At 62.5% G+C, this 26,321-nt stretch carries 23 protein-coding genes; 15 read left to right on the top strand and 8 right to left on the bottom strand.

Features of this window, described 5'->3' with window-relative positions:
* Nucleotide 1: 1 nt before the first annotated feature.
* A complete protein-coding gene (locus CQ017_RS05100; RefSeq protein ID WP_105552809.1) occupies nucleotides 2–1,459 on the top strand; it encodes an aspartate ammonia-lyase in 1,458 nt (485 codons plus the stop codon).
* Between the two features lie 289 nt (nucleotides 1,460–1,748).
* A complete protein-coding gene (locus CQ017_RS05095; RefSeq protein ID WP_105552808.1) occupies nucleotides 1,749–3,071 on the top strand; it encodes an NAD(P)/FAD-dependent oxidoreductase in 1,323 nt (440 codons plus the stop codon).
* A gap of 117 nt (nucleotides 3,072–3,188) precedes the next feature.
* Here the strand turns inward: CQ017_RS05095 and CQ017_RS05090 are convergent, their stop codons facing one another.
* Both CQ017_RS05090 and CQ017_RS05085 read right to left on the bottom strand, forming a co-directional pair.
* The gene (locus CQ017_RS05090; protein ID WP_105552983.1) at nucleotides 3,189–4,289 is read right to left on the bottom strand and encodes an alanine racemase; all 1,101 of its coding nucleotides are present in this window, start codon (nucleotides 4,287–4,289) and stop codon (nucleotides 3,189–3,191) included.
* Between the two features lie 123 nt (nucleotides 4,290–4,412).
* Nucleotides 4,413–5,201, bottom strand: coding sequence for an IclR family transcriptional regulator (locus tag CQ017_RS05085; protein ID WP_105552982.1), 789 nt, complete (start codon nucleotides 5,199–5,201; stop codon nucleotides 4,413–4,415).
* 264 nt (nucleotides 5,202–5,465) lie between these two features.
* Between CQ017_RS05085 and CQ017_RS05080 the strand changes: the two genes are divergently transcribed.
* The 3 genes from CQ017_RS05080 to CQ017_RS05070 are packed head-to-tail and all read left to right on the top strand — an operon-like array spanning nucleotide 5,466 to nucleotide 7,989.
* Nucleotides 5,466–6,170, top strand: a complete 705-nt coding sequence (locus tag CQ017_RS05080) for a CoA transferase subunit A (protein ID WP_105552807.1) — start codon at nucleotides 5,466–5,468, stop codon at nucleotides 6,168–6,170.
* Nucleotides 6,171–6,172: 2 nt separating this feature from the next.
* A complete protein-coding gene (locus CQ017_RS05075; protein ID WP_105552806.1) occupies nucleotides 6,173–6,823 on the top strand; it encodes a 3-oxoacid CoA-transferase subunit B in 651 nt (216 codons plus the stop codon).
* Nucleotides 6,820–7,989 carry an acetyl-CoA C-acyltransferase gene (locus tag CQ017_RS05070; RefSeq protein ID WP_105552805.1) on the top strand — a complete coding sequence of 390 codons (1,170 nt, stop codon included), beginning with the start codon at nucleotides 6,820–6,822 and terminating at the stop codon, nucleotides 7,987–7,989. The genes CQ017_RS05075 and CQ017_RS05070 overlap by 4 nt, the downstream gene beginning before the upstream one ends.
* 78 nt (nucleotides 7,990–8,067) lie before the next feature.
* Here CQ017_RS05070 and CQ017_RS05065 read toward each other — a convergent pair whose 3' ends face one another.
* From CQ017_RS05065 to CQ017_RS05055, 3 genes are read right to left on the bottom strand one after another with little or no spacing between them, the layout of a single operon-like run.
* The gene (locus CQ017_RS05065; protein WP_105552804.1) at nucleotides 8,068–8,628 is read right to left on the bottom strand and encodes a histidine phosphatase family protein; all 561 of its coding nucleotides are present in this window, start codon (nucleotides 8,626–8,628) and stop codon (nucleotides 8,068–8,070) included.
* Nucleotides 8,625–9,485, bottom strand: coding sequence for a metallophosphoesterase (locus CQ017_RS05060; RefSeq protein ID WP_105552803.1), 861 nt, complete (start codon nucleotides 9,483–9,485; stop codon nucleotides 8,625–8,627). Before CQ017_RS05060 ends, CQ017_RS05065 begins: the two co-directional genes overlap by 4 nt.
* Nucleotides 9,485–10,111, bottom strand: a complete 627-nt coding sequence (locus CQ017_RS05055) for a tyrosine-protein phosphatase (RefSeq protein WP_181148382.1) — start codon at nucleotides 10,109–10,111, stop codon at nucleotides 9,485–9,487. Before CQ017_RS05055 ends, CQ017_RS05060 begins: the two co-directional genes overlap by 1 nt.
* Nucleotides 10,112–10,396: 285 nt before the next feature.
* Between CQ017_RS05055 and CQ017_RS05050 the strand changes: the two genes are divergently transcribed.
* The 8 genes from CQ017_RS05050 to CQ017_RS05015 all read left to right on the top strand — a co-directional run bounded on the left by CQ017_RS05050 (nucleotide 10,397) and on the right by CQ017_RS05015 (nucleotide 18,171).
* Nucleotides 10,397–11,347, top strand: a complete 951-nt coding sequence (locus CQ017_RS05050; protein ID WP_105552801.1) for a beta-ketoacyl-ACP synthase III — start codon at nucleotides 10,397–10,399, stop codon at nucleotides 11,345–11,347.
* Nucleotides 11,348–11,559: 212 nt separating this feature from the next.
* Nucleotides 11,560–11,904, top strand: a complete 345-nt coding sequence (locus CQ017_RS05045; RefSeq protein ID WP_105552800.1) for a helix-turn-helix transcriptional regulator — start codon at nucleotides 11,560–11,562, stop codon at nucleotides 11,902–11,904.
* A complete protein-coding gene (locus tag CQ017_RS05040; RefSeq protein WP_105552799.1) occupies nucleotides 11,901–12,881 on the top strand; it encodes a TIGR03086 family metal-binding protein in 981 nt (326 codons plus the stop codon). Before CQ017_RS05045 ends, CQ017_RS05040 begins: the two co-directional genes overlap by 4 nt.
* Nucleotides 12,882–12,893: 12 nt before the next feature.
* On the top strand, nucleotides 12,894–13,337 hold the full coding sequence (locus CQ017_RS05035) for an SRPBCC family protein (protein WP_105552798.1): 444 nt from the start codon (nucleotides 12,894–12,896) through the stop codon (nucleotides 13,335–13,337).
* A gap of 126 nt (nucleotides 13,338–13,463) precedes the next feature.
* Complete coding sequence (locus tag CQ017_RS05030; RefSeq protein ID WP_105552797.1) at nucleotides 13,464–14,168, top strand: FadR/GntR family transcriptional regulator; 705 nt, start codon at nucleotides 13,464–13,466, stop codon at nucleotides 14,166–14,168.
* Nucleotides 14,165–15,166, top strand: a complete 1,002-nt coding sequence (locus CQ017_RS05025; RefSeq protein ID WP_258133496.1) for an asparaginase — start codon at nucleotides 14,165–14,167, stop codon at nucleotides 15,164–15,166. The genes CQ017_RS05030 and CQ017_RS05025 overlap by 4 nt, the downstream gene beginning before the upstream one ends.
* Nucleotides 15,167–15,237: 71 nt before the next feature.
* Nucleotides 15,238–16,653 carry an aspartate ammonia-lyase gene (locus tag CQ017_RS05020; RefSeq protein ID WP_105552796.1) on the top strand — a complete coding sequence of 472 codons (1,416 nt, stop codon included), beginning with the start codon at nucleotides 15,238–15,240 and terminating at the stop codon, nucleotides 16,651–16,653.
* Between the two features lie 15 nt (nucleotides 16,654–16,668).
* On the top strand, nucleotides 16,669–18,171 hold the full coding sequence (locus tag CQ017_RS05015) for an amino acid permease (protein ID WP_105552795.1): 1,503 nt from the start codon (nucleotides 16,669–16,671) through the stop codon (nucleotides 18,169–18,171).
* Between the two features lie 49 nt (nucleotides 18,172–18,220).
* Here CQ017_RS05015 and CQ017_RS05010 read toward each other — a convergent pair whose 3' ends face one another.
* Complete coding sequence (locus CQ017_RS05010) at nucleotides 18,221–18,976, bottom strand: hypothetical protein (protein WP_146112431.1); 756 nt, start codon at nucleotides 18,974–18,976, stop codon at nucleotides 18,221–18,223.
* A gap of 224 nt (nucleotides 18,977–19,200) precedes the next feature.
* Here CQ017_RS05010 and CQ017_RS05005 point away from each other — a divergent pair, with 224 nt between their 5' ends.
* Both CQ017_RS05005 and CQ017_RS05000 read left to right on the top strand, forming a co-directional pair.
* Nucleotides 19,201–21,258: a prolyl oligopeptidase family serine peptidase gene (locus tag CQ017_RS05005; RefSeq protein WP_105552793.1), complete on the top strand. Its 2,058-nt coding sequence runs from the start codon at nucleotides 19,201–19,203 to the stop codon at nucleotides 21,256–21,258.
* Between the two features lie 203 nt (nucleotides 21,259–21,461).
* Nucleotides 21,462–22,199: a class I SAM-dependent methyltransferase gene (locus CQ017_RS05000; protein ID WP_105552792.1), complete on the top strand. Its 738-nt coding sequence runs from the start codon at nucleotides 21,462–21,464 to the stop codon at nucleotides 22,197–22,199.
* Between the two features lie 8 nt (nucleotides 22,200–22,207).
* On the opposite strand, the gene CQ017_RS04995 is transcribed toward CQ017_RS05000, so the two are convergent.
* Together CQ017_RS04995 and CQ017_RS04990 are read right to left on the bottom strand one after the other, a co-directional pair.
* Nucleotides 22,208–24,772, bottom strand: coding sequence for a DUF5129 domain-containing protein (locus tag CQ017_RS04995; protein WP_105552791.1), 2,565 nt, complete (start codon nucleotides 24,770–24,772; stop codon nucleotides 22,208–22,210).
* Nucleotides 24,769–26,268, bottom strand: coding sequence for a hypothetical protein (locus CQ017_RS04990; RefSeq protein ID WP_105552790.1), 1,500 nt, complete (start codon nucleotides 26,266–26,268; stop codon nucleotides 24,769–24,771). Before CQ017_RS04990 ends, CQ017_RS04995 begins: the two co-directional genes overlap by 4 nt.
* Nucleotides 26,269–26,321: the final 53 nt, after the last annotated feature.

Here is a 26,321-nt window from a genome sequence, read left to right as displayed (position 1 = left end):
CATGAATACCTCTCTACCCAATGCCGCCGGAGCCGAAGAGCGCCACGTTCCCGCCACACGCCTTGAGCGTGATTCGCTTGGCGAACGCCTAGTGCCGGCCGATGCCTATTGGGGCATCAGCAGCCTCCGAGCCGTCGAGAACTTCCCCATCAGCGGGCGCCCCGTGGGCAGCCTGCGCTCACTGGTCTGGGCCTTTGGCGCAGTCAAGTGTGCAGCGGCCAGGGCCAACACCAGCCTGGGGCTGCTCGATCCGCAACGTTCGGCCGCCATCGACCAAGCCGCGTTGGAGGTCCGCGACGGGCTCTTCGACGCGCATTTCCCCGTTGACCGCATCCAGGGCGGCGCCGGCACCAGCACCAATATGAACCTCAATGAGGTCATCGCCAACCGTGCACTGGAGATTCTGGGATTCGCCAAGGGCGCGTACCACGAGCTCGACCCGATTGACCACGTCAACATGGGCCAAAGCACCAACGACACCTACCCCACCGCGGTGAAGATCGCCTTGCTCTCGGCGTTGCGAGACTACAGCGCCGAACACCAGCTCCTGGTTGATTCCTTTGCGGCCAAAGGACTCGAGTTTGCCCAGATCCTCAAGATCGGCAGGACGCAGCTGCAGGATGCCGTCCCGATGACCTTAGGCCAGGAATTTGCTGCATTTTCCGAAACCTTGCGCGAAGACTTGGCCCGGTTATCCGAGCTGCCGGCGCATTTATCGGAAATCAACCTCGGCGCTACGGCCATCGGCACCGGAATCACCGCCCACCCGGAGTACCGCGCATTGGTAACTCGGGAACTCAACAACCTGACCGGCCTGGAATTGGTATCCGCCCGCGATCTGGTTGAAGCGACCTCCGACACCGGAGTATTCATGCTGCTCTCGGGCGTGCTCAAGCGTTCGGCCGTCAAGCTGTCGAAGATCTGCAATGATTTGCGCCTGCTTTCCTCCGGCCCGCAAACAGGATTTAATGAAATCTTCCTGCCCGCGGTCCAAGCCGGCTCTTCGATCATGCCGGGGAAGGTGAACCCGGTGATTCCGGAGGTCGTGAACCAGGTCGCCTTCCGGGTGGTGGGTGCCGACGCAACCGTGACAATGGCAGTAGAAGCCGGCCAGTTGCAGCTGAACGCCTTTGAACCGGTGATGGTCGATTGCCTCCTCGAGTCGTTGCAGTGGCTGGCCTCCGCTTGCCATACCCTGCGCACCAGATGCGTCGACGGCATTACGGCCAACGAACCAGTTCTGGCACGACGCATGTCCGAATCGGTCAGCATCATCACGGGAATAGCACCCCATATCGGCTACGCGAACGCGGCGAACCTGGCCAAGGAATCCCTAGCCAGCGGGCAAGGCATCAAGGAATTAGTGCTGTCCTACGGCCTGGTGGATCCCGGCCTCCTCGATACCTTGCTCTCGCCCGCTAACTTAACTGGCGTCGCGGCGAGCGTTCCGCTGGCATAGCAAAGCGCAGAAGCATCGTTCCCGCTCAGCTTGGGTTGCCTAACCGCGAATTCTTCGATGGCTGGAATTCGAATCGCCTATCGGCGCACCGGCATCCTGGTTTGAGCGCCACTCTACATCTGAAAATCCGATGCAGATTAGCGAGAACAAATGTTTGAATGATGTGCTGAAATACGGTTTTCTGAAGGTACCCCAATAGACGAAAGATTCCCCGCGACGCGGTGAATCGGGAGCACACGACAGTGCCACGTCGCATCGAATCTGACTATTAATAGCAATGGAGGTTGGCATGTCGAGTCAAGAGACGGAAGTTCTAGTTGTCGGCGCAGGACAGGCCGGAGTCGCGATGAGCGAACATCTAACAAATCTAGGGGTTCCCCATATCGTCCTGGAAAAGGACCGCATAGCCGAACGCTGGCGCACCGGACGCTGGGATTCGCTAGTTGCCAATGGCCCGGCTTGGCATGACCGTTTCCCAGGCATGACTTTTGCGGATGTTCCCGCCGACGGATTTGCACCCAAGGAGAGCGTTGCGGATTACTTCGCCGCTTATGCAGAAGGCTTTGGGGCACCAATTCGCAGCGGCGTCGAAGTTAAATCCGTGCAGAGGAACAACGGCAAGCCGGGCTTTAAAGTTGAAACGTCCGAGGGGATCATAAACACCCGCTTCGTCGTTGCGGCCACCGGCCCATTCCAGATACCCGTTATTCCTCCCATCGTCGCGGATTCTTCCCCGCTCACCCAAATGCATTCGCATTCGTACCGAAACCCGCAGCAGCTACGGGATGGTGGCGTGCTGGTAGTCGGAGCAGGATCTTCGGGGGTGCAGATCGCCAACGAGCTGCGCGCAGCCGGCCGGCAGGTCTACCTGTCGGTTGGTCCCCACGATCGACCGCCGCGCCAGTATCGCGGCCAGGACTTCTGCTGGTGGCTTGGCGTTCTGGATAAATGGTCAGCCGCAGCGCCTCCCAAGGGTGCCGAGCACGTCACCATCGCGGTCAGCGGCGCCAACGGCGGACATACCGTGAACTTCCGCGAACTGGCGGCAGGCGGCATCAAACTGCTCGGACGCACCGAAACTTATTCGATGGGGAAAATGCGTTTCGCCCCGGATCTGGCCCGCAACATTGCCAATGGAGATGCGAACTTCCTGTCAGTACTCGATGAGGCGGATGCCTACATTGCGCGCAATGGGTTGAACTTCCCCGAAGAGCCGCAGGCCCGAGTCCTCGGCGATGATCCGGAAGAACTTGTCCATCCCATCCTGGAAATGGATCTGGAAGCCGCTGGAGTGACTACTATCATCTGGGCCACGGGTTTTGCTGTCGACTACCAGTGGCTGCAGGTGGATACCTTCGATGAGCAGGGAAGGCCTCTCCATCAGCGAGGTGTATCCGAAGAGAGCGGCGTCTACTTCTTGGGCCAGCCTTGGCAGTCAAGCCGCGGCTCGAGCTTCATTTGGGGAGTTTGGCACGATGCCAAATATGTCGCGGAGCAAATCGATATCCAGCGCGGATACCTTGAGCATATGTCGCAAATCGACCTTGACCCGGCGCACCAGATTTCGCCGGCCGCAACAGCGCGGTCAGACAACCACGCCGCACACGTCTAACCACGTTGTAGCGCTGGTGCGAAGTCGCATCAGCGCTACAGGCCATCCCGGATGCATAGACTGCCTGAACGCGAAATATTGCCTTTCGCGCCCTCAGTGAATCCGAGATACGAAACCCTAGTAGTTCAGCCCGCGGGCCGCCACGTCCCACCGTTCGGCGACCTCGCCGGCGCGGAGCACGGTGACCTGATCCACCAGGTTCACCGCCACGCACACATGGTTGGGGATCACGCGGAGCTGCTCCCCATGGGCGGGAAGCGGCTGGTCCTCGGGCCACACCACCGTTGCGTGGTGTTCGGATACCGCGCTGATCCGCGCGTCCGGGTTTTCAAGGATCCGGCCAAATCCGCTGGCCCAGGCGGGGCGGTCGCCGCCGAGGATCTTGCTGCCCGCGTCCAGGACGATCCGCCGCGGGATGAGTTCGTCCCCTTCATGCCGGCTGATCACCGTGGAGGCAACGCTCAAGGCGATGTCTTCCCAGCGGCAGCGTCCCAGTTCGAACTGCTGCGCGTCGCCAAATACATAAACGCCGGGGCGCACCTCGGTCAGCAACGAATTGTCCGCAAGCTCTGCCGTCGGCGTGGAGCCGCCGCTGATGCGTTTGAGTTCGAAGCCGTCTTCGCGGAGCAAGCCGGCCGCTTCGGCGAGCGCTTGCTGTTCTTCCGCGGCTACCTCTTGCGCCCGGCCCGGTGCATAACTATGACCGGGGAAGGTGAAAATGCCAATGACGTTCAGCCCGGCATCGCGGGCGGCGCGGGCGACATCCAATGCGCCGCGGGGGTGCACACCGCTGCGGTGGTGACCGCTGTCGATCTCGATCATCAATCCTAATTTGTTGGCCTTGTCTCCCAGCTGCCGGGCAAGCTGCTCGACGGCTGCAACGGAGTCGGTGCCCAAGGAGAGCCTGACATAGCGCAGCAACTTGCGAATGCGTGCCGCTTGGACCTCGGATACCCACAAGGGGAAAGCGACAAAGAGATCCGCCACCCCGTGCAGCGCGAAGGTCAGGGCTTCCCCGATGGTTGCGACCGTCAGTCCCACTGCTCCGGAATCGAGCTGGCGGGCGGCGATCTCATGCATCTTGTGCGTTTTCGCGTGCGGTCGCAGGGCAAGTCCTTTGCCTGCAACGTTCTGCGCCACGCGGTCGATGTTCCGCTCGAGAATATCGACGTCGACCAGGATTTGCGGGGTTAATAAGCCTTGCGGGATGGTGTTCACCAATGCCAGCTTTCCTCTTCGTGCTCGGGCGATCTGATTCGTACGTTACCCGAGAAAAATGCCCGGCTCGTCGTTGACACCCAGCGAGTCCCAGCGACCTGGCGTGGGATCGGACGACCTGGCCTATCTGTTGGCCGGCAGTCCCGATCCGCGAAGTTTCAGCGACAGCTCATGCGCGTGGTGCAGCAATAATTGGCCCAGCGATTCTTGCCGGGCCACCTCGAAGCGCGATTCGATTCCGGTCAGGCTCAGCGCCCAGGCTGGCTGGCCCGAGGCATCGAAGACCGCGGCCCCGATCCCCCAGCTGCCTTCGACGATGAGCCCCGGATTAACCGAGTAGCCAAGGGTGCGGGTCTCTTCCACTTTGCGGCGCAATTGCTTGGCGCTGTGCGCTTGGCCGTACTCGGCCACGAGGTTGTTGCTAGCCAGATAGCGTTCGACGAGCTCTTCGGGAAGAAAGGCGAGAATCGCGATGCCTGCCGAGGCGACCCCGAGCGGGAAGCGCCGGCCTTCATAGAGGACAAACGAACGGATCGGGAATGCTCCGTCTTGGCGCAGCAGGCAGACCGTTTCGTCTCCGCGCCGGGCTGAGAGAAAGGCGCTCTCCCCGGATTCTTCGGCCAACGCGGTCACGTGCCCCCTGGCGAGCTCGCTGATGTCGTAGCGTTCGGCCGCTACCGCACCCATCAGATAGAGCTCGGGGCCCAGCAGCCAGCGCCCCGCCCGGTGGTCGTGGTCGCAGAAGCCCTCGGCGACCAGCGCTGTCAGCAGCCGGTGCACCGTCGGCCGCGCGAGCCCGGTAAGCCGCGCGACCTGCGTGGTCGTGATTCCTTCCGGCATGGAGGTGCTGACCGCACGCAATACCGCGGCCAAGCGTCCGACGACCTGTGCACCGGCAGGAGATTTGCTCATGACCATATTATGAACGAAGCAGTCCATAATATGAGGAACATGACGCATTCAATAAGCGGCCCAACGCAATGGCGCGGATGCACTTTGGGCGGCGCGGCTACTACTCCTCCAAGTGTCCATAGTGTGAACGAATTGGGGATTGCTCTTCACCTGTCGAGCAATATCGAGTTCTTTTCCCATAACTATTGAGCTACGGACTTCGAGTTACTACCTTCGAAGATAGGGAACACTCAAATCCATAATATGGACGGATGGAGTCAGAAAATGTCAACGAAGTATCGTGAGGACGCCGCTCAGGCACTTGCCGCCGTGGTCAAGGACGGAATGACCGTTGCCGTTGGCGGTTTTGGGCTCAGCGGGATACCCAACCGCCTGATCACCGCCCTGCGCGACTCGGGGGCTCGCAACCTGACCATCGTGTCCAACAATATGGGCGTTGATGGAAAAGGGCTAGGCGTGCTGCTGGAGAACAAGCAGGTCTCCAAGGTGCTGGCCTCCTACGTGGGGGAAAATAAGCTCTTCGCCCAGCAGTTCCTCGACGGGGATCTCGAAGTTGAATTCGTCCCCCAGGGCACCTTGGCCGAACGCTTGCGCGCAGGGGGCGCCGGGATCCCCGCCTTCTTCACGCCGACCGGCGTCGGCACCCCCGTGGCCGAGGGCAAAGAAGTCATGGAATTCGACGGCAAGCTGGCGATCTTGGAACGCGGCATCGTCGCCGACATCGCGTTGGTCCGCGCCTATGAGGCGGACGGCGAAGGCAATCTGCGCTACCGCATGACCTCGAAGAACTTCAATCCGCTTGCCGCCATGTCCGGGCGGCATACCTTCGCCGAGGCCGAGCATATTAGTGCGGACTACCTCGATCCGTCTCTGGTGGAAACGCCAGGTATTTTCGTCTCGACGCTCGTCGATGCCGACGACGTCAAGGACATCGAACAGCGCACCGTCCGCCCGAAGCAGGAGGCCTAAGCATGTGGAATAGAGATCAGATGGCGGCACTGGCCGCCAGCGAACTGACCGACGGCCAGTACGCAAACCTTGGGATCGGCATTCCCACCCTGGTGGCGAACAACCTACCGGCGGGCGTCTCGGTCAAGCTGCAAAGCGAGAATGGCCTGTTGGGCATGGGCCCCTTCCCCTTCGAAGGCGAAGAGGACGCGGACCTGATCAACGCCGGCAAGCAGACGGTGACGATTCTTCCCGGCGGAAGCTTCTTCGATTCGGCCATGTCCTTCGGCATGATCCGCGGCGGCCACGTGCAAACGGCGATCCTCGGTGCCCTGCAGGTTGCCGCCAACGGCGACCTGGCCAACTGGACCATCCCGGGCAAGCTGGTCAAGGGCATGGGCGGCGCCATGGATCTGGTCGCAGGCACCCCCCGGGTCATCGTGCTGACCGATCACGTGGCCAAGGACGGCAGCTCGAAGATCGTGGAAAAGTGCGACCTGCCGCTGACCGGGGTCGGCGTGGTGGATCGAATCATCACGGACCGCGCCGTCTTCGACATAGTTAATGCAAAACTGGTGCTACGCCAGGTGGCCCCGGGCGAAACTCCGGAAAGCATCAAGGACATCACCGCAGCAAAATTCATCGTCGAACTCCAGGAGGACCTCACAGCATGAGCGTCAAAATTGTAGGCTACGCACGCACCCCGTTTATGCGCTTCAACGGCGCGCTGGCAAGCATCCCCGCAACCGAGCTGGGCGCCCACGCGGCCAAGGCTGCACTGGAACGCGCCGGGGTTGCACCGAGCGAGGTCCAGCGCGTGATCGCCGGACAGGTATTGCAGGCTGGCGCCGGGCAGAACCCGGCACGGCAGACCGCGGTCGGCGCCGGGGTGGGGCTGGATGTTCCGGCCATCACGCTGAACGCGGTATGCCTTTCGGGCGCCGAAGCCGTGGTGGCCGGCGAACGGCTGATCGCCAGCGGCGAGATTGACGTGGTGCTGGCCGTCGGCCAGGAATCGATGTCCTTGGCACCCCATGTGCAGCGCGCCCGCGCGGGCACCAAGTACGGTGCCATTGAAATGCTCGACACCCTGGATTATGACGGTTTGACCGATGCGCATGAGAAGCGTTCCATGGGCATCTCCACCGAGGAACACAACACCACGCTGAAGCTGGGCCGCCAGCCGCAGGACGAGGTCGCCGCGGCCTCGCACCAGCGCGCCGCAGCCTCCGGGGAATTCTTTGCCGGGGAAATCGCCCCCTTCACGGTGAGCAGCCGAAAGGGCGATACCGTATTTGCTGCCGACGACGGGATCCGCCCGCAGACTACCGTCGATTCCCTGTCGGGTCTTCGTCCTGCCTTCGCCAAGGACGGCACCGTGACCGCCGGCAACTCTTCGCAGATTACCGACGGCGCCGCCGCGATCGTGCTGGCAAGCGATGCCGCCGTGGAACGTCTGGGGTTGAAGCCACTGGCCGAAATCCTCTCCCACGCATTCGTCGCCGGCCCGGACCGCACCCTGCACGACCAGCCGTCCAACGCGATCAATACCGCGTTGGACAAGGCAGGAGCCAAGGCCGCAGATTTGCAGGTCGTGGAAATCAATGAGGCTTTCGCCGCCGTTTCGGTGCAGTCGACGGCCACGCTGGGCCTTGATGCCAAGATTGTGAACCCGCACGGCGGCGCGATCGCGCTGGGCCACCCGATCGGGGCCTCCGGCGCTCGCATCATCGGTACGCTGGCACGCCAGCTGCAGGAACTTGGCTCCGGTTCGCTCGGGGCAGTCGGCATCTGCGGCGGCGGCGGTCAGGGCACTTCGGTGCTCCTGCGTTCGCTCTAGCTCGGCGGCAGTTGCCAGCCGAAAAATGAAATCCACGTTGACTTGAGGTCAACGTGGATTTCTCTTTTCAGTACGGAGTCAGTGCCACAGTGGCTCACGGGCCACATAATTGGTCAGCAGCTCGGCCTCTACCCGGATGACCGCTCCGTTCGCAACCCTCTCCTGGCCCGGTCCGTGCAACTCGGTGAGCACCGAGCGAATCAGCGAACCGTGGCTGACCACAACTACTCGCTGCCCCGGGTGCTGCATGGAGATCTTGAACAGCACGTTGATCGCGCGTTCCACTAGGTGCTCTTCGCTCTCCCCCAGGTCCATCAGGCGGTGGATATTTTCCTCGCTCAACCCGGCCACGATGGTGCCCTCGGCGTCGCCGTAGTCCCGTTCCATCAGCTCCGAGAACTCTTGCACGCGGGGCACGGCGAGCAGATCGGCGATGACCTGCGCAGACTGGCGAGCGCGGAAAAGCGGGGAAGAAACTACCGCGTCCCATGCCCCGGCCGCTGCCAGTTCCATGCCCGCTTGCTGGGCCTGGCGGCGCCCGGTTTCGTTCATGGGCAGGTCGCTGCGGCCTTGCAAGCGCCCGGCGCGATTCCATTCGGTTTCTCCGTGCCGCACGAAGACGATTTCTGTTGCGTTCATGATGATGTCTCTCTCGAATGTGCCGGAATTCTGGCACGTGTTGCGTTAGTCGTTTTACTTGCGATTTGGTTCTTGTTCTTGCGTGTACCGTGCCGGACCGGGACGGGACTGTTCCGGATCGACTGCGCATCAACTTGCAGCAAGGAAAACCATGAGCTTTCCGGTCCGCTCAAGATCTCCTGTGGTGCGTAGGCGTTGGTGTTGTAGGAGGTTGCCGGGGCCATGAAAACGTTTGTACCCTTCAGCTGCCCGACACCGGCTTGGTGGAAGTGGCCGCATAGGATCCCGCGCACATCGCTGCCGCTCAGTATCAGGGCGAGGTCTTCGGGATTTGCCAGTCCGCGTCCGGATAGCTCCGCGGCCATCGCTTCCACCGGCGGGTGGTGCATCAGGATCAGCGAACCGCGCGGGGCCGGCTGGGTGAGCAGAGAGGATAGCCAGCGAAGTTGCGGCGCATCGAGCCATCCGCGAGCCTCGCGATAGCCTCCGCTATCCAGACCGATAATGCGCAGTCCGTCGATCTCGTGCACGGTATTTGCGATATGGGGTCCGGTGGACAGGCGGAAGGTATTAAATGCTTCATTGACCGACTCTTGGGGGTCGTGATTGCCCGGCACGGCAATGATGGGACAGCCCAGTTCATTTTCGAACTTCGCAAATAGCTTCGCGGCTCGTTCATGGACCGGTGCCCCACGGTCTGCGATATCCCCGGTCACCACCACAACGTCCGGAGTGAAGTGCTTGGCCGCGTGGAGCGCGGCGCGCAAGCGAGCCCACGCGTCGATGGTGCCGTGCAGGAGCTTGCCTTCGGCACACAGGTGGGTGTCGCTCAGATGAACTACGTTCAGCGTTTTCATCAGCTTGCCACCAGGCTGCGCAGCTCACGGGGTGCCGCATGCTTGGCCAGCGATTGCAGCCGTCGAAGTTCTGCCCCGGTGAACCCCTTGCTGAGCAGGTAGCCGGAGATCGAACCGTAGCTATCGGTCAACCAATCGAGGGTGTCGCTCAGGGTCGCTCGGTCACGTTGCCATTGCGTGTCTGCAGTTCGAAAAGACTCTGGAGCGAAATCGGCCACGATCTGGGCCCGGTCCATGCCGAGGGCCGCCGACAACAGAGCGATCACCAACCCGGTACGCTCTTCTCCGGTTCGGCATTGCACCACGGTGCTTCCGCCGGTGGCATTGGCAATCGCACGAAGGGCCGCCACTAGCCGCGCACCCCGGCCGTCCAGGAGGATTCGTTGCACCTCGCCGAGGGTCCTGTCCACCGGCAGCTGACCGGAATACAGCGAGATCGCTCGGTAGCGCAGCCCCGCCAGCACCGGAATGGACTCTGGCTGGATTTCCTGAGATTCGCGCAGATCGATGAGCGTGCCCACGTCTAAACCCTGAAATTGTTCCATAGCACGCGGGCCAAAGCTGCTCAGGGCTGTGGCCCGATAGAGCCGGTTCGGCCCGATTCCCGGAACCGGGCGTAGGCTCATTAGTTCGGCAGTCTTTACGTGAGTTGCAGACATCGTTCTCCCCTATCCTCGATTCCTGATCCGGAGCTTTCCCACCATTGCACCGCACACTGTTGGCCGACAGGTGAACAACGAACCACAACGTCATGAATCCGGCCGAAAAGCCGTGAAAAGTACGCTTTTCTCGGAGGCTTCGCCGGTTTTCCGGTCAATCTCATAGGCCGCAGAGCAGATGTGAACAGCGAGTAGGCAACAAAACGACTAACCTTGAGTGCAAGAGTATTAATTTTCCAAGGAGCTAAACTCATGACCGGCAGCAAAGTCGTAGCCTTTGGCCACTTCCAGCCAGAGCGCATCGTGCCCAACACCGAGTTGGAGAAGCTGGTCGAAACCAGTGACGAATGGATCACCCGCCGCGTTGGCATCCAGGAGCGCCGTTGGGGCACCGGAGTCGAGACCGTCGATTCCATGGCCATCAAGGCCGCAAAAATGGCATTGGACAATGCCGAGGATATCGATGCCACGGACATTGACCTGATCATCGTGGCCACCTGCACCGCCGAGGACCGTTCGCCGAATATGGCCGCCCGCGTGGCGCAGGCGCTGGACATGGAGCAGGGCCCGGCAACGATGGACGTCAACGCTGCCTGCTCCGGCTTTGCCCACGCGGTAGGCCTGGCCCAGGGTTCCATCGCCGCCGGCAGCTCGACCAAGGCGCTGGTGATCGGCGCGGAAATGCTGACCGACTACACCGACTACACCGACCGCACCACCTGCGTGCTGACCGCCGATGGCGCGGGCGCTTTCATTATCACCGCCTCGGAAACCGCTGAGATTTCCCCGGTGGTTTGGGGCTCGGTTCCTTCGCTTTCCGACGCGGTGCGCATCGAAGCTGAGAACGACATGAAGTTCGCGCAGAATGGCCAGAGCGTTTACCGCTGGACCGTCACGCAGCTTCCAAAGATCGCCTCGAAGATCATCGAGCGCGCAGATATGAAGCCCGAAGAGCTGGATGCAATCGTCTTGCACCAGGCGAACCTGCGCATTATCGAACCGCTGGCCGAGAAGATCGGTGCACCGAACGCCCGGGTTGCCACCGATGTGGTCTACTCCGGCAACACCTCCGCCGCCTCGGTGCCGCTGGCCCTCTCCAAGCTGATGGCCTCGGATGATCCGCTGCCTTCGGGCTCCAAGGCCCTGCTCTTCGCCTTCGGCGGCGGCCTGTCCTACGCCGGGCAGATCATCACAATCCCGTAGTAGCAACGAATCCCCAAAGGGGAGGACCGAGCGTACGCTCGGTCCTCCCCTTTTTTTGATTAAACTTTCCGCTCAATATCCCGCGAGGCAATCCGGATGATTACTGCTTTCCCGATTCGGCCAATCAAAACGCCACGGGTATCGACGGAACTGGCGAAATAGACCGAGAAAAACCTTGCCTTAATGCGTTAGTCGACGCTAACGTATTAACCATGCAGGATTTACTGGAAGTTGCCGCGGAGCCTAACCGCAGGCGGCTGCTTCAATTGCTGGGTTCAGGTGAATGCACGGTGTCGCAACTGGCAGAACACTTCACCGTCTCTCGCTCCGCGATATCCCAGCACCTGCTGCTGCTTTGCGAGGTCGGGCTTCTGGACGCCCGCAAGCAAGGCCGCAGCCGCTACTATTCGCTCAACACCACGGGGGTCTTGCGGCTAAAAGCCCTGCTCGATTCATTCTGGAACAACGAGCTAGACCTCCTCGTTGCCGAGGCCAAGCAACTCGCCGCAGAGCTGCCCGCCCCGTCAGCAACCCCGAGAGATGGAGAATCATCATGAGCTACGAGAGAACCGTCATCCTTCCAGTCGACGCCGACGCGGCCTTCGCACTAGTCACCGAACCCGAACGCCTGCGCCGCTGGCAAACCGTCGCCTGCCGCGTAGACCTCACCGTTGGCGGCGGATTCCGCTTCACCATGGGTCCGGGCCACCAGGCATCGGGCACATTCACCGAAATCGAGCCGGGCCGCCGCCTCGTCTTCACCTGGGGCTGGGAAGGCTCGGACGCCGTGCCGCCGGGCGACTCCACCGTCTTCATCACGTTGGAACCGCTCGCCCAAGGCACCGCGGTCACCTTGCGGCACGAGGGGCTGAACGCCGAGCAGTCCGCCGGCCATGCCGAGGGCTGGAACCACTTCCTGGACCGGCTGGCGCGCTTCGCCGAAACCGGGCAGGCCGTGGCCGATGAATGGAACGCCACCCCGGAACCGGAGAACGCGATCCAAGCCGCCGAAGCCGCCCTCACGGCACTGCAGCTCGCGCTGTACCACCTCACCGCCGAGGATGCCACGCGCCCTACACCCTGCGAGGATTTCAATGTTTCGGAGCTGATTGACCACCTGGCCGGCAATCTCGCGGGCATCGGATCGGCCCTTGGCGCCCAGCTAGCCGACGCTCCCGAGCTGGCGCCGGAACCGCGCATCGCGAATCTCGCCCAAGCGGCCCTCGAAGCCCTCAACGCGCGCGGCTTGGCCGGAGAGATCGACCTCGGTTTTGCGGTTTTGCCCGCTCCGGTGGTCGCCGGAATTCTGAACCTGGAACTGCTGGTGCACGGCTGGGACCTGGCCCAAGCCACCGGCCAGGACTATGCGGTGGATCCGGGGTTTGCCGACTACGTGCTGGGAATTGCCCAAGGAACCGTCGGCGCAGCGCAACGCGAATCCGGCTCCTTCGGGCCGCAAACGGTGGTTGCCGAATCGGCCGGCAGCCTCGATCGACTGGTCGCCTTCACCGGCCGAGTTCCGAGCGGCGCGTAGGGGCCACGCAGCATGGTCGACGTCACCACCAGCATCGTCATCCACCGCCCGCTTCGGGCGGTGGCCGACTACGCAGTGGATCCGCTTAATGCCCCGGCCTGGTACCGGAACATCCGCTCGGTGCGCCGGTTGACGGACGGGGAATTCTCGATCGGAGCGCGCGCCGCCTTCGAGGCCCGCTTCCTAGGCCGGGAGCTGTCCTACGTCTACGAGGTGATCGAGCTGGTGCCTGAGAAGCTGCTCGTGATGTCCACCGCGCAGGGCCCGTTTCCGATGCGCACCAGCTACCGCTTCGAAACCGTCGATGCCCACAGCACCCGCGTGCGCCTGCGCAACGATGGCCAGCCGGCGGGTTTCGGCCGGATCTTCGCTCCGCTCATGGCACCGCTGATGCGCCGCGCGAACGCCGCGGACCTGCGGGCCTTGAAGCAGATCCTGGAATCCACGGAACGCTGAATCAGGCTGCCGGGAGAGTGGGCAACGCCCCACTCTCCCGGTGTCCGCACGCCGTTGACTAGTCCGATCGCAAGCCCTGCCGAATCAACTTGACGTAGGGTGCATCACACCCGCACACTGGTACTCATGAACCTGTCAGACAGCTGGACAGCCGGACAGCAACCGATCGCCCGGACCAGCGCCTCCGAAGCGGTCTTCAACACCCTGCGCGCAGCCATCGAGGCCCAGGAGATCCCGCTCGGCGCCAAGCTCGGCTCCGAAGCGAGTCTGGCCTCGACCTACGGGGTCAGCCGCTCGGTGGTCCGCGAAGCCCTGCGTTCCTGCGCCGCGCTCGGATTGACCCGCACCGAAACCGGCCGCGGCACCTTCGTCATCTCCCACCGGCCCACCCGGGATCTGGTGCTCGGCACCTTCTCCTCGGCGGACCTCTATGAGGCACGCCCGCATATCGAGATCCCCGCCGCCGAATTGGCCGCCGCCCGGCGCACCTCCGAGGACCTGGAGCGGCTGAGCGGCCTCATCGAGGAGATGGAAGCCGAAGACGGCGCCGAAGCCTGGGTGGAACTCGATGCCGCCTTCCATGCGGCGATCGCCCGCGCCAGCGGCAACTCCGTCTTCGACCGCGTCGTGGGCGACATCCGCGAGGCCATGGCCCGCCAATCCGAGACGGTCAACCTCGTCACCGGACGCCGCTCCCCCTCGAATTCCGAGCACCGCAAGATCGTCGCCGCCATCTGCTCGTCCGACGCCGAAGCCGCCGGCCAGGCGATGGCCGAACACCTGAGCGCCGTGCAACAAGCAGTTTCAACTATCGTCAGGAGTTCCAAGTGACCCCCTCAGCCGCCGCTTCCGCGGGATTGGCGCAGTGCGCTGGTGCAGAGCTTCCAAAACATGTGCCGCTGGTCTCCGCCAGCCGTGGCGAAATGCTCGAATCGATCCACTACGGTTCGGCGGTGCTGCTCGATCCGCAGGGTGAGGTCATCACCGCGCTGGGAGATCAGCAGGCGCGCTTCTACCCGCGTTCGGCGCTGAAGCCGCTCTTTGCCGTGGCCATTCTGCGCTCCGGCCTGGAACTGAGCCAGGAGCAGATCGCGCTGGCTGCCGCCAGCCATTCCGGTGCGCCGCGCCATCAGCAGGTAGCCCATTCGACGCTGCGCGACGCAGGGCTGGAGCTCGCGGAGCTGGGGAACTCCACCGACCTGCCCTACGGTGTGGCCGAACGGGCCAGCTGGCTTGCCGGCGGCGGCAGCGCCACCCAACTGGCGCAGAACTGCTCGGGAAAGCATGCGGCGCTGCTGGCCATGTGCAAGCACAACGGCTGGGCGACCGAAAACTATCTGGCTGCCTCCCACCCGCTGGCGGCGGCGCTGCGCGAGATCGTTGAAGAACTCACCGAAGAGCGCATCACCACGATCAGCACCGACGGCTGCGGCACCCAGGTCTACCCCATGACCCTCGCCGCGCTGGCTCGCGGCTTCGCCAAATTGGCCAAGGCCGCGCCGGACACCGCCGAGGGCCGCGTAGCTGCTTCCATGCGCGCCTATCCAGAACTGGTCGCCGGCGAAGGGCGCGACGTCACCGAGCTCATGCGCGCGGTGCCCGGTGCCGTGGCCAAGGATGGTTTCGAAGGAATCCAGGCCGTTGGCCTGCCCGACGGTTCCTCGCTGGCGGTCAAGATCTCCGACGGCTCAGACCGGGCACGCATGCCGATCACCGTCAAGCTGCTGGCCAGCCATCTTGGAGACCAGGCGCCCGCGGCGCTGGAAGATTTGGCGTCTTCCCCCGCCCTGGGCGGCGGAGAGCCTGTCGGCGAACTGACAGCACTCTAACCCGACGATTTTCAATTTCTATCCAACACCCATGGTGCATTTAGTGCGCCTAAAATCAGGAGTGAGCACTCATGTCTGAAACCATTCAGGCTCCCGTCACACGCAGCGAACACGATCTGATCGGCGACCGCGACATCCCGGTCGACGCCTACTGGGGCGTGCATACCCTGCGCGCCAAGGAAAACTTCGATATCACCGGCACCAGCCTCACCGGCAACCCGCATCTGATTGCCGCGCTGGCCCGCGTGAAGCAGGCGGCCGCCCGGGCAAACCACGAGCTGGGCCTGCTCGACGCCGAGCGCGCCGGGGCCATCGACCAAGCTTGCGAAAAGATCGCCGCCGGCGCCCTGCACGAACAGTTCATCATCGACCCCATCCAGGGCGGCGCGGGCACCAGCACCAATATGAACGCCAACGAGGTCATTGCAAACCTCGCCCTGGAAATCATGGGTCATGCAAAGGGCGAGTACTCCTACCTGCACCCCAATGACCATGTGAACCTCTCGCAGTCCACCAACGACGCGTACCCGACCGCGGTGAACATCGCCACGCACTTCGCCACCCAGCCGCTGCTTGAAGCCATGCTGGTGCTGGAGAATTCCTGCCTGGCCAAGGCCGGCGAATTCCGCAGCGTGGTGAAGATGGGACGCACCCAGTTGCAAGATGCGGTGCCGATGACCGTCGGCCAAGAATTTGGCGGGTGGGCCGTCACCTTGCGCGAGGACCGCGATCGGCTGGCCGAATCGCTGTCGCTGGTCACCGAGATCAATCTCGGGGCCACCGCGATCGGCACCGGTTTGAACGCACCGGCAGGCTACGCCGAATCGGCGCGCGGCCATCTGGCCGCTTTGACCGGCCTGCCGTTGACCACCAGTCCCGATCTGATCGAGGCCACCAGCGACGTGGGAGCCTTCGTGCACCTCTCCGGAGTGCTCAAGCGTGTGGCGCTGAAGATCTCGAAGATCTGCAACGATTTGCGCCTGCTCTCTTCCGGACCACGTGCCGGACTCAACGACCTGCAGCTGCCGGCCGTGCAGTCCGGGTCCTCGATCATGCCCGGAAAGGTCAACCCGGTCATCCCGGAGGTCGTCAACCAGATCGCCTACCAGGTGGTCGGCCACGATATGACGGTGACTATGGCGGCCGAGGGCGGCCAGCTCCAGCTGAACGCCTTCGAACCGGTGATCGCGCACTCCATTGGGCTTTCGCTCAAGCACCTGACCAACGGTTGCCTCACCCTGGCCACCCGCTGCATCGATGGAATCACCGTCGATGAGGACGCGTTGCGCCGCGAGGTGGAGAACTCCATCGGCCTGGTCACCGCGTTGAACCCACGGCTGGGCTACGCCCAGTCCACCTCGATCGCGCTGGAAGCGTTGCATTCCGGACGCGGCGTGGCCGAGCTGGTGCTCGAACGCGGCCTGCTCTCGGCCGCAGACCTGAACGAACTGCTCAAGCCAGAGCGCCTGGCAAATCTCTCCGACTAACACGCAAGGATTCCGATGGAGCATTCCACCACCCACGCCACCGCGGCGCACGTGCCCGAGGCGGGTCTCACCGCCGGTGACGACGACTACCACAAGGGGCTTTCTTCCCGCCAGATGCAGATGATCGCCATTGGCGGCGCCATCGGCACCGGCCTGTTCATGGGCGCCGGCGGGCGCCTGGCGGCTGCCGGTCCGGGCATCGTCGTGAGCTACGCGGTCTGCGGCTTCTTCGCATTCCTGATCCTGCGCGCACTGGGCGAACTGGTCATGCACCGCCCGACCTCGGGTTCCTTTGTTTCCTATGCCCGCGAGTTCTACGGCGAGAAGGCAGCCTTTGCCACCGGCTGGCTGTACTGGCTGAACTGGGTCATGACCTCAATTGTGGACATCACCGCGGTGGCCCTGTACATGGCGTTCTTCGGCAAATACGTTTCCTGGATTGGCGCGGTTCCGCAGTGGGTCTGGGCGTTGGCGGCGCTTGCCCTGGTGCTCGGCATGAACCTGGTTTCGGTCAAGGCCTTCGGCGAGATGGAATTCTGGTTCGCCTTGATCAAGGTCGTCGCGCTGGTGGGCTTCCTCATTGTTGGCTGCTACTTCGTCATCTTCGGCACCCCGATCGACGGCCATGAGGTGGGCTTCTCGATTCTCAGCGACAACGGCGGGCTGCTGCCCAACGGCTTGCTGCCGGTGCTGGTGCTCATGCAGGGCGTGGTCTTCTCCTACGCGTCGATCGAGCTGATCGGCACCGCGGCCGGCGAGGCAAAGGATCCCGAGAAGGTCATGCCGAAGGCGGTGAACACGGTGATCATCCGCATCGCGGTGTTCTACGTCGGCTCGCTGGTATTGCTTTCCTTGCTGCTTCCCTACTCCGCCTACAAGGCCGGCGAATCCCCGTTCGTGACCTTCTTCGGCTCCATCGGCATTCAGGGCATGGATGTGGTGATGAACCTGGTGGTGCTCACCGCCGCGCTGTCTTCGTTGAATGCCGGCTTGTACTCCACCGGGCGCATTATGCGCTCCATGTCCTTGAACGGTTCGGCCCCGCGTTTCGCCGGACGCATGAACAAGTCCGGGGTGCCCTATGGCGGCATCCTGATCACCGCGGCCGTCGCGGTCTTCGGCGTGGTCCTGAACGCCTTTGTTCCGGCCAAGGCCTTCGAAATCGTCTTGAACTTCGCCGCCGTGGGAATCCTGGCCTCCTGGGGCATGATCGTGTTGTGCCAGATGGCGTTGGCCAAGGCCGCACGCCGCGGCAGCCTGGAGCGTCCGAGCTTCCGGATGCCGCTGGCTCCCATCTCCGGATGGGTAACCCTGGTCTTCCTCGCCGCGGTGCTGGTCATGATGGCCTTCGACAATCCGGTGGGCACCTGGACCATCGCTTCGCTGGCGATCATCGTTCCGCTGCTGATTCTCGGCTGGTACGCCAGCCGGAAGCGGATCAACGAGCTGGCAAGCGCACGCCTGGCTGCAGAGCGCGCAAGCAATGGCGACTCGGGAAATGAGAAGGCACTGGTCTAATCACCCTGCCAATGGTGTGGAGTTCTAGCGGGCTCCACACCATTGGTGTTTAACCCGCCGCATGGCGCACGGTGAGCAGGATGCTTTCGATGGTTCGGTACTCGTCGCTGGCCAGGAAGTTGTCCACGCCCTCACGAGTGGGATCGTCGCCGATGCCTTGATCCTCCATATATTCCTCTTCCACCCAGAGCATCGGCGCCTGGCTGTCGCCGATTTTGAAATAGTCCAGATCGGGTTGTTCGGTGCGCTCTTTCAGGACCTGGTCATCGACGAGCGCCAAGGAGAAACCGGTTTCCTTTTCGCCGTCATCCTGGCTGGTGCCCGTCCAAAACTCGGCGATTAGACTCGTTGGAGTTTCCAGTGCGGGTATCGGAACTTCTTTGAGCAGCTCGCGTTCATAGAGGTTCATGTCGCCGTCCGGAGAGGTCGCGGTATTCGGGAGCAGGGTCATCACATGTGCGCCGCTGCGATCCTTGATCTCCCATTTGTCGTACTCGATGCATTCGCCATCGCAATCTTCTTCTACGTACCACTCCGCGGGCAGCTGGAAACCGATGCCCATAATCTCTTGAGTTTGAGATAGGTCGGTTTCTCCGGTTCGACTCGAATTATCGGATTCGTCCGCGCTCGGGCTCTGCGAGTCGCCGGGGCTTGGCGCGGGCGCTGTTGCCGAGGCGTCCGGGACTTGAGTGTTCTCGCTCGGTGCCGGTTCCGGGCTTGGATCATTCGTCGAGCACGAAGTCAACGCGAGCGCGGAGAGTGCCGTTAGCGACAGCAGTCGCAGCGATAGTTGTAGTTGTTTCACCTTTGGCTCCTTAACAGTCCCTGCGGATCGGCGTGCCGGCCGGCACGCCGCGGTGAGCGGGTGCGGGGCCCCTTCGCTCCCACGATCCCCTATCCGGCACGCCATTCCAATATCAAAAGCATTAAGTCTTGGACGCAACTCGCGCGATGCGACGCGGCTTCTGCTTGGAGCGCATCTGTGCCTTGCACTAGTACCTGAGCGGCAATAGTGGAATGATGTGTCCTATGGCACATGCAAAGCAACCCTTTCATAATCTTGATGGCTACATTTCCCTCTCCCGGCTCGGCGGGCTGGCGCTCTCGCCAGATGGCACCCGGCTAGTCACCTCGGTGAGCACGCTTGCCGAAGACGCAACAAAATACACCTCCGCCCTCTGGGAGATCGACCCCAGCGGACACGAACCGGCCCGCCGGCTGACCTTTAGCGAAAACGGCGAATCGCAGCCGAACTTCACCGCCACCGGCGATCTGCTCTTTCTGTCCAAGCGCTCCGCCAAGGATGACGCCAAGCCCGAAGCGTGGCTGCTGCCCAAGGCGGGAGGCGAGGCGCGGTCGATCCTGTCGCATCCGGCAGGTATCGAATCGGTCACCACATTCGCCCGGAACCAGAAGGACCTCTTGGTACGCGCCGCCGGGCTGCCACGCGCAAAGGACCTGGAACATGAGGAAAAGATCCTCGGCGAACGCAAGGAGAAGAAGATCTCCGCCATCTTGCACACCAGTTATCCGGTGCGATATTGGGATGCGGATCTTGGACCGCAAACACCACATTTCTATGCAACCCGGCTGCCGGAAAGCTCAAGCGCCGATGCTTGCACGCTCAGGGACCTCACTCCCGGCATCGGTGCGAATCAGACAGAAGCTGAGTTCACTGCCGCGGATAGCGGCGAGTTCCTGATTACCGAGTGGATGGTACCGGAAGGCCGCGGCTCGGTGGCTACAGGATTGATGCGCATCGATCTGCATTCCGGCGAACAGGAGATGCTCCTGTCTCCGGATCAGGACTACGAGTACACGGTAGGCAAGATCAGCCCGGACTCGACCAAACTGATCTACTGCCGTTGGACCCGCTCCACCCCCGAGACCGCGCCGGTGATGAGCCTTTGGCTTATGGAACTGGCCAGCGGAGAAACCCACGAAATCGCAGTGGGCTGGGACCGCTGGGCGGAAGACATCATCTGGTTCCCCAACGGCCACTCGCTGCTGATCGTCGCCGACGAGCACGGGCATAGCCCGATCTTCCACCTGTCGCTGGACCGGGACAAGATCACTCGCCTGACCGATGCCGGAGCATACGCCAACGTACTGATCAGCCCGGATTCGCGGACCGCTTACGCATTACGCTCAAGCTACGAATATCCTGCGGAACCGGTGGCGGTGGAACTTACCCACCTCTCGGATCTGGAAGAGAACGAATACGCGCGGGTATCCGAGCTGCGTTCCCCCGCAGCGCGGCCCGAGCTTCCGGGCACGCTCACCGAAGTCACGGCCACCGCCGAGGACGGGACCCCGGTGCGTGCCTGGCTGGCCCTTCCCGAAACTGCCGGTCCGAAGTCCCAGGCACCGTTGCTGCTGTGGGTCCACGGCGGCCCGCTGGGCTCATGGAATGCCTGGAGCTGGCGTTGGAATCCATGGCTGGCGGTCGCTCAAGGGTACGCGGTGCTCTTGCCCGACCCTTCGCTGTCTACCGGCTACGGCCAACAGTTCATCCAGCGTGGTTGGGGGCGTTGGGGTTTCGAGCCTTATACGGATTTGATGGCCATCACCGATGCCGCCGAGTCCCGCCCGGATATTGATGAGACCCGGACCGCGGCCATGGGCGGATCGTTTGGCGGCTACATGGCCAACTGGATCGCCGGGCACACCGATAGGTTCAAGGCCATCGTGACTCATGCGAGCCTGTGGGCGCTGGAAGGTTTCGGCAAGACCACCGATGCCTCGTTCTATTGGACACGCGAGATGAGCAAGGAAATGATCCAGGTCAATTCCCCGCATAACTCTGTGGCGAATATTGTGACGCCCATGCTGGTGATTCATGGCGACAAGGATTATCGCGTACCCATTGGGGAGGGCTTGCGCTTGTGGTACGAGCTATTGGCCGAGTCCGGGCTTCCGCAGGAGGCGGACGGAACCACCGCCCACCAGTTCCTGTACTTCCCGGATGAAAACCACTGGATTCTCAGTCCGCAGCACGCCAAGATCTGGTACCAGGTGATCTTCGAGTTCCTTTCACAAAATGTCCTAGGCAACGATCCTGGCCCGTTGCCCGAGGTGCTCGGCTAGCCAATACCGCTAGCCCCAGCGACGGTCGTGCCTTCCCGAAGCCTCGGGAGCGTGACCGTCGCTCCCGCTTCTGGCACCTGCGGCGCCCGCGCGCCAGGAATGACGCGGTCACAGGTAGCTCCCATCAACTTCAGCTCATGTCCCAAGGCGCGCAAGACCGAAACTCCTCCGCCAACGGCAGCTAGGTGTGCAAGTATTACCGCATGGAGCTCCCAAATGTAGAAGTGAAATCCGCTGCTGCGGCCTACGACGCCATTGCCGATGGCTATACCGCCGAAAATGATTCAAGCCTGCTCAACGAGTATTACAATCGTCCTGCAATCCGCGCGCTGCTTGGCGAGGTCAAAGGCCATCACGTGCTGGACGCCGGGTGCGGATCCGGCCCAAATATTGCCGACCTGCTTGGACTCGGAGCTACCGTCATCGGCATCGACGGCAGCGCCGCAATGCTCGACATTGCCCGCGATCGGCTCGGTCCCGGGGTGGACCTGCGAGTCGCCGATCTAGCTGCCCCGCTGCCCTTCGAAGACAATACCTTTGATGATGTGCTCTGTTCGCTCTCGCTGCACTATCTCGAAGACTGGCAGGACACCCTGGCCCAGATGAAACGTGTGCTTAAACCGGGCGGTCGCCTGATCCTCTCGGTCGAGCACCCGTTCGCGACCTGGCTCGGCCAGCGTGAGGCCGGAGTGAAGACAAATTACTTCGAAACCCGTTCAAGAACCGAGAATTGGCAGATGAACGGGCAAGAAACCGAACTGACCTTCTGGGACAGGTCCTTGTCGGCCATGCTGACATCCTTCCTAGCAGCAGGTTTTCGCCTGACGCACCTCGAAGAGCCTGCCCCCTCTCCAGAAGCCGTGGAGAAGTTCCCTGATTTTTTCAACGGCCGCCAAGACCCGCGGTTCCTCGCCTTCCTCTTTATTGTTCTGGAAGCCTAATACCCAAATTATCCGGGAAGGATGACCGAGGCCGGCTCATCTCCGCCAGCACCACGAGTCGCGGCCACCAGGGCCTTGGCGCGGCGGGCGACATCTGCATCGCGTTCACCCAGCATCGCCACCAAGCGTTCCAGGTGGGCCACCCGGTGAGCATATGACTGGTGCAAGCGTTCGGACATGGGAAGCTGCGAGAGTTCTTCCGCTTCGTGCCACGCCATCACCAGAGCGCGTTCGAAGAGCCGCTGCCCGGCTTCATCTGCGCGCCCTTGGCCGCCGGAACCGAGCACCGCCACCGCGTTGAGCTGTGCGTCGTCCAAGCCGAGCATCAACGTTTCGAGCTGCTTCTTCGCCCGAGCCAAGGCCCCTGCGCCGCGTCCGAATCGGCTGATGCGGCTCGTGGCACCGAGCAGGTACCGCACGAAGAGCACCAGGTTGATGACGGTGAAGAAGAACATGAAGCTGAGCATCCAGAAGAGGCCCGACGGGGAGAACGCGGCTCGCTCATACCCGTTGCGTTCCAGCGCCTCGTTGTAGTCGTCCAGGGTTCCGGCGACCTCCATCTCCAAATATCTGGATTCGCTGATCGACCCGTGTTCCCAGGCGTTCAGGCGACCCCAGGAAAACTCGCCGCGTTGCACCACGGAGCTGATGATTCCCGGAACGACGGTCCTTTCGGCGTCGGTGACCAGCACCGGGATGATCGCTTCCTCGGGGAGAAGCTCACCGGTTGCCGGATCTACTTTGTCCTTGAATTCACCCTTCAAACGCCATTTGGCCTCCAGGATGCTGACGGGCAGAACATCGCGGAAGGTGCTTCCGGGCTCCGGGGGACGGAATTCAAGATAGCTTTCGGCGTCCCGTACCGCGAGGGTGAAGCTGCTGTCGCTTTCGAAGTCGGTGTCCATATAGCGCAAGACATCTTCTTCGACGAGCATCCCCGCCGGGTCATCTACCTCAAAGCGCACCCCTTGCCCGCTGCCATCGCTGGCGACTTCGGGGCTTGCGGTCAGCTTGGCCACCAGCAATCCGGCGGCAACCATGCTGCCCAGAAGCGTCAACACCGCGAGGGTGATCAGCAGTCCGCGACGGCGCGGAGCCGGTTCCTCGGTACCGGCGGTCCCTCGCCTTCCCCGAGCCGAAGCAATCGCGGTGTTGGGCTTTGCGCCGGCGTCGGGCGTTTGCCCGCCGCCATCCGAGGCGAGGGTGTCCCCCAGCGTGGCTCGCACCTGGGCATTGGCCAAGCGCAGGTGGTGCAAGGCGCTTGATTCTTCCGGGGCTTCGAGGCCCAGGCTTTCACGCAGTTGCCGATGATCTTGGGAAATCTGCGCCACTGCGGGAATACGGCCGTGCGGATAGCGGCGCAGCGAGGTGATCAGCGTGCGGGTGTGCCGCGCAAGCTGCTGTTCGGCTTCGCGCCACCGGGCGACGGCCTGCTTGCTGTCGGTGTCGCCGGTCGAGGCGTCCAAGAGCTCGCCAAGGTCGGTGCGCAACGCCTGGACATCTTGGCCCGAGATCATGCGCCCCGGCGCCTTGTCCAGACGAATCAGCAGTGCGGTCGCTGCCTCATAGATTGGCCGGCTGAGCTTATCGAAGGTACTTCCGGTTCCGGCGAGATTTGCGTGCACCGACCCGGCGCCCATCAGCGCATCGGCTAGTTGCGTCAGCCTCCGGCTGGTGTTTTCAAATTCGGAGAGCTTTGCACCGGTGCTCTGGTTCAGTGCCTCGGCCTTGGTGAAAAGCGAGGTCAGCAGCGGATCTTCGTTGCGCGCCGCCTCCAATGACAGGCTTTGCAAGTCGTGCCAGTTTTTGCTGAACCCTTCCGGACGCGAACTCTCGGCTGCGGCGGCATAGGTCGCTTCCAAGGCTTCGAGGTCCAGGACCACTCGGGCCAGCTTGCGCTGCGCGGCCACGAAGCGGCGATACCTGGAATTCCACCGCGCACGGTAGCGCAGCGCAAAGTACAGCAGCACCGCGGTGAGCATGGCGCATAGGCCAATCGCCCCGAACCAATACAGCGGATTTTGCACCGGAACATCGGAGAGCACAATCGCCGCGCGTTCGGCCGAGGCAATCACCGCTTGCGGTCCGTGGCCCAGGCCGACGTTGTCCCAAAAGGAATTGCTGATTTCGAAGCGCGCATCCCGGTACTCGTCGTCTCCGGAAACCAACTCGGATTTCAGCGCACTGCCGTTGAACCGCTCGTCAACGTCTTGGTTTTCGGTTTCAAGATTCTCCAGCTGGGTGGAGAGCAGGACGTCGTAGTCCGCCAGCTCGCCGCGCAGCAGTTCATCCCCGCTGAGATACCTGTCGGTGACGGTGAGCGTCAGCGGTCTATGCGACTTGATGGGCTGTTTTTCAAGTGCCGCGTCCACCGTGGGCTGGCTGATGTTCCAGTCGTGCGACCCCTCGACGACGATCGACACCTCGTGCAGTGGCTCCTCCGGGATCGAGGTGTACCCCCGCACGGCAACCAGCGTGGTGATGATGGCCATGAGGATCGCACCAAGTGCCGCCCAGGACCGCGGACGGCTTAATCGACGACCGCGCGAATCGAGCATTTGGCGCCTGCTCATGAGTTCTCCTGTTGCTTCACGACGGCCAGCTCTTCAGCCCGTGCGTACGCACGGTCCAAGATGCTCAGCGGATCGGAGCAGACCTTCGCGGCCCGGTCACCGAGCATGCGCTCGCGCAATGAGTCGATGAGTTTCAAATTTGCGGCGCTAGCCTGTTGAACTGCTGCTGCATGTTCCCGTTGCAACTCCTGGTGCATGATCCACAGCTCATCCAGTACCTGCGCAGTAGTTTGATTTCGCTGCTGGCTTCCGCCTGCCCATTGGCGCATCTCATCCAGCCGGTTGGTGTGCTCGATGATCAATGCACGCAATCGTGGTACACACTCCAGCTGCCCGACGGACGGTATGTTGAGGAACTGCGCGGTATCTTCGAGCCGTTCGCGGTGGGTGAGCACGATGGCGTTCCAGTCGTCCTTGTTGCGGAACTTCGAGCCAAGCAGGCTATTGAGCGCTTTGCTCCCCGCGACCAGCACCTCCTGATCGGCAAAGGCGCTTTCCATGGTTGCCAACCGATCGGCACCGAGCGGACCGCCGTCTTGGTATTGTTCGGCCAATTGGCGGGCGCGAGCATTGAGCGGTGGAATCGCGGTTTTAATTGCCGTGCTCGCCTGCGCGCTGGGTCCTTCCGGGTTGCCGGCAGCTGGGCGCGCGCCATCCTTCTCCAGTCGCAAGGCGCGCTGGCGGAGCAGCTCCACGAGCATGTCACCGCGTTTGCTGCGCGCCATGGCAGCCGCTGCACGATTCTTGCGATGCCGCGCGATCAAGGTTGCGAGCACCGCTCCAACCACGATCAGGCCTAGCACGCCGAATCCAATGATTTTTGCGGTGGTGCTGTCCTTGGGCGCCTTCAGCTCGGTGGCGCTGGCCCGTGCCACCTCGATGAGGCCTTGGCTGTAGTTCTGGGCGTCGAACTGCTGCCGGCCGGCCCGCTGGATGCGGTCTTCGGCTCCCGAACCGACGGGCGTGACGTTGCGGCCCGGTTCCACCGAAACCTCGGTTGGTGCTCCCGGGGCTTCGGGCAGCATGACCCCGACGACAATCCAGCCTTTGCCGACGTACCCCAGCTCCTGGCCGTTTTCCACCCAGTCATCGCTGAGCGCGTCGCTGTCACCGAAGAGCAGCAAGCCTCGCACCAGCTGCGCGGCTCCCGTGAGGTTGTTTGGTTTCCGGTCGACTCCAACCAGAATCTTCGCATTTGAAAGATCCATGGATTGGCGCACCTGATCGAGAATTTCTTGCGTATCGACCGAGTCTTGAGCCGCGTCGCTGACCGCAAGGTAGAAGTTCTCTTGCTGCGCGGTGACACGCGGAATGCGGATTGGTTCTTCGTCTTGTGCCGGGGCGCTTGATTGCACGGTGGGGTAAACCGGTTCTGACCGGAGGTCTTGGGCCTGCGCTGGGAGCGGCAGCGCGAGAAGCGCGAGAAGCGCCAACAGCGGCAGGAGCAGTGCTCCGAATCGGGGCAAGGAACGGACTGCAGCGAACGGTCGAGTCATAGTGCCCCGAGTATATCAATAAGAGTTTGAGTAACCGGGCGCGGGAAAACCCG

The organism is Arthrobacter sp. MYb224 (assembly GCF_002975455.1).
In the GTDB taxonomy this organism is placed as follows: domain Bacteria; phylum Actinomycetota; class Actinomycetes; order Actinomycetales; family Micrococcaceae; genus Glutamicibacter.
This window is presented reverse-complemented; position numbering and strand designations above follow the sequence as displayed.

Coding starts and splice junctions, on each gene's coding strand:
- CQ017_RS05100 (WP_105552809.1), top strand. CDS start 2: ATGAATACCTCTCTACCCAATGCCGCCGGAGCCGAAGAGCGCCACGTT.
- CQ017_RS05095 (WP_105552808.1), top strand. CDS start 1,749: ATGTCGAGTCAAGAGACGGAAGTTCTAGTTGTCGGCGCAGGACAGGCC.
- CQ017_RS05085 (WP_105552982.1), bottom strand. CDS start 5,201: ATGAGCAAATCTCCTGCCGGTGCACAGGTCGTCGGACGCTTGGCCGCG.
- CQ017_RS05080 (WP_105552807.1), top strand. CDS start 5,466: ATGTCAACGAAGTATCGTGAGGACGCCGCTCAGGCACTTGCCGCCGTG.
- CQ017_RS05075 (WP_105552806.1), top strand. CDS start 6,173: ATGTGGAATAGAGATCAGATGGCGGCACTGGCCGCCAGCGAACTGACC.
- CQ017_RS05070 (WP_105552805.1), top strand. CDS start 6,820: ATGAGCGTCAAAATTGTAGGCTACGCACGCACCCCGTTTATGCGCTTC.
- CQ017_RS05065 (WP_105552804.1), bottom strand. CDS start 8,628: ATGAACGCAACAGAAATCGTCTTCGTGCGGCACGGAGAAACCGAATGG.
- CQ017_RS05060 (WP_105552803.1), bottom strand. CDS start 9,485: ATGAAAACGCTGAACGTAGTTCATCTGAGCGACACCCACCTGTGTGCC.
- CQ017_RS05055 (WP_181148382.1), bottom strand. CDS start 10,111: ATGAGCCTACGCCCGGTTCCGGGAATCGGGCCGAACCGGCTCTATCGG.
- CQ017_RS05050 (WP_105552801.1), top strand. CDS start 10,397: ATGACCGGCAGCAAAGTCGTAGCCTTTGGCCACTTCCAGCCAGAGCGC.
- CQ017_RS05045 (WP_105552800.1), top strand. CDS start 11,560: ATGCAGGATTTACTGGAAGTTGCCGCGGAGCCTAACCGCAGGCGGCTG.
- CQ017_RS05040 (WP_105552799.1), top strand. CDS start 11,901: ATGAGCTACGAGAGAACCGTCATCCTTCCAGTCGACGCCGACGCGGCC.
- CQ017_RS05035 (WP_105552798.1), top strand. CDS start 12,894: ATGGTCGACGTCACCACCAGCATCGTCATCCACCGCCCGCTTCGGGCG.
- CQ017_RS05030 (WP_105552797.1), top strand. CDS start 13,464: ATGAACCTGTCAGACAGCTGGACAGCCGGACAGCAACCGATCGCCCGG.
- CQ017_RS05020 (WP_105552796.1), top strand. CDS start 15,238: ATGTCTGAAACCATTCAGGCTCCCGTCACACGCAGCGAACACGATCTG.
- CQ017_RS05015 (WP_105552795.1), top strand. CDS start 16,669: ATGGAGCATTCCACCACCCACGCCACCGCGGCGCACGTGCCCGAGGCG.
- CQ017_RS05005 (WP_105552793.1), top strand. CDS start 19,201: ATGGCACATGCAAAGCAACCCTTTCATAATCTTGATGGCTACATTTCC.
- CQ017_RS05000 (WP_105552792.1), top strand. CDS start 21,462: ATGGAGCTCCCAAATGTAGAAGTGAAATCCGCTGCTGCGGCCTACGAC.
- CQ017_RS04995 (WP_105552791.1), bottom strand. CDS start 24,772: ATGAGCAGGCGCCAAATGCTCGATTCGCGCGGTCGTCGATTAAGCCGT.
- CQ017_RS04990 (WP_105552790.1), bottom strand. CDS start 26,268: ATGACTCGACCGTTCGCTGCAGTCCGTTCCTTGCCCCGATTCGGAGCA.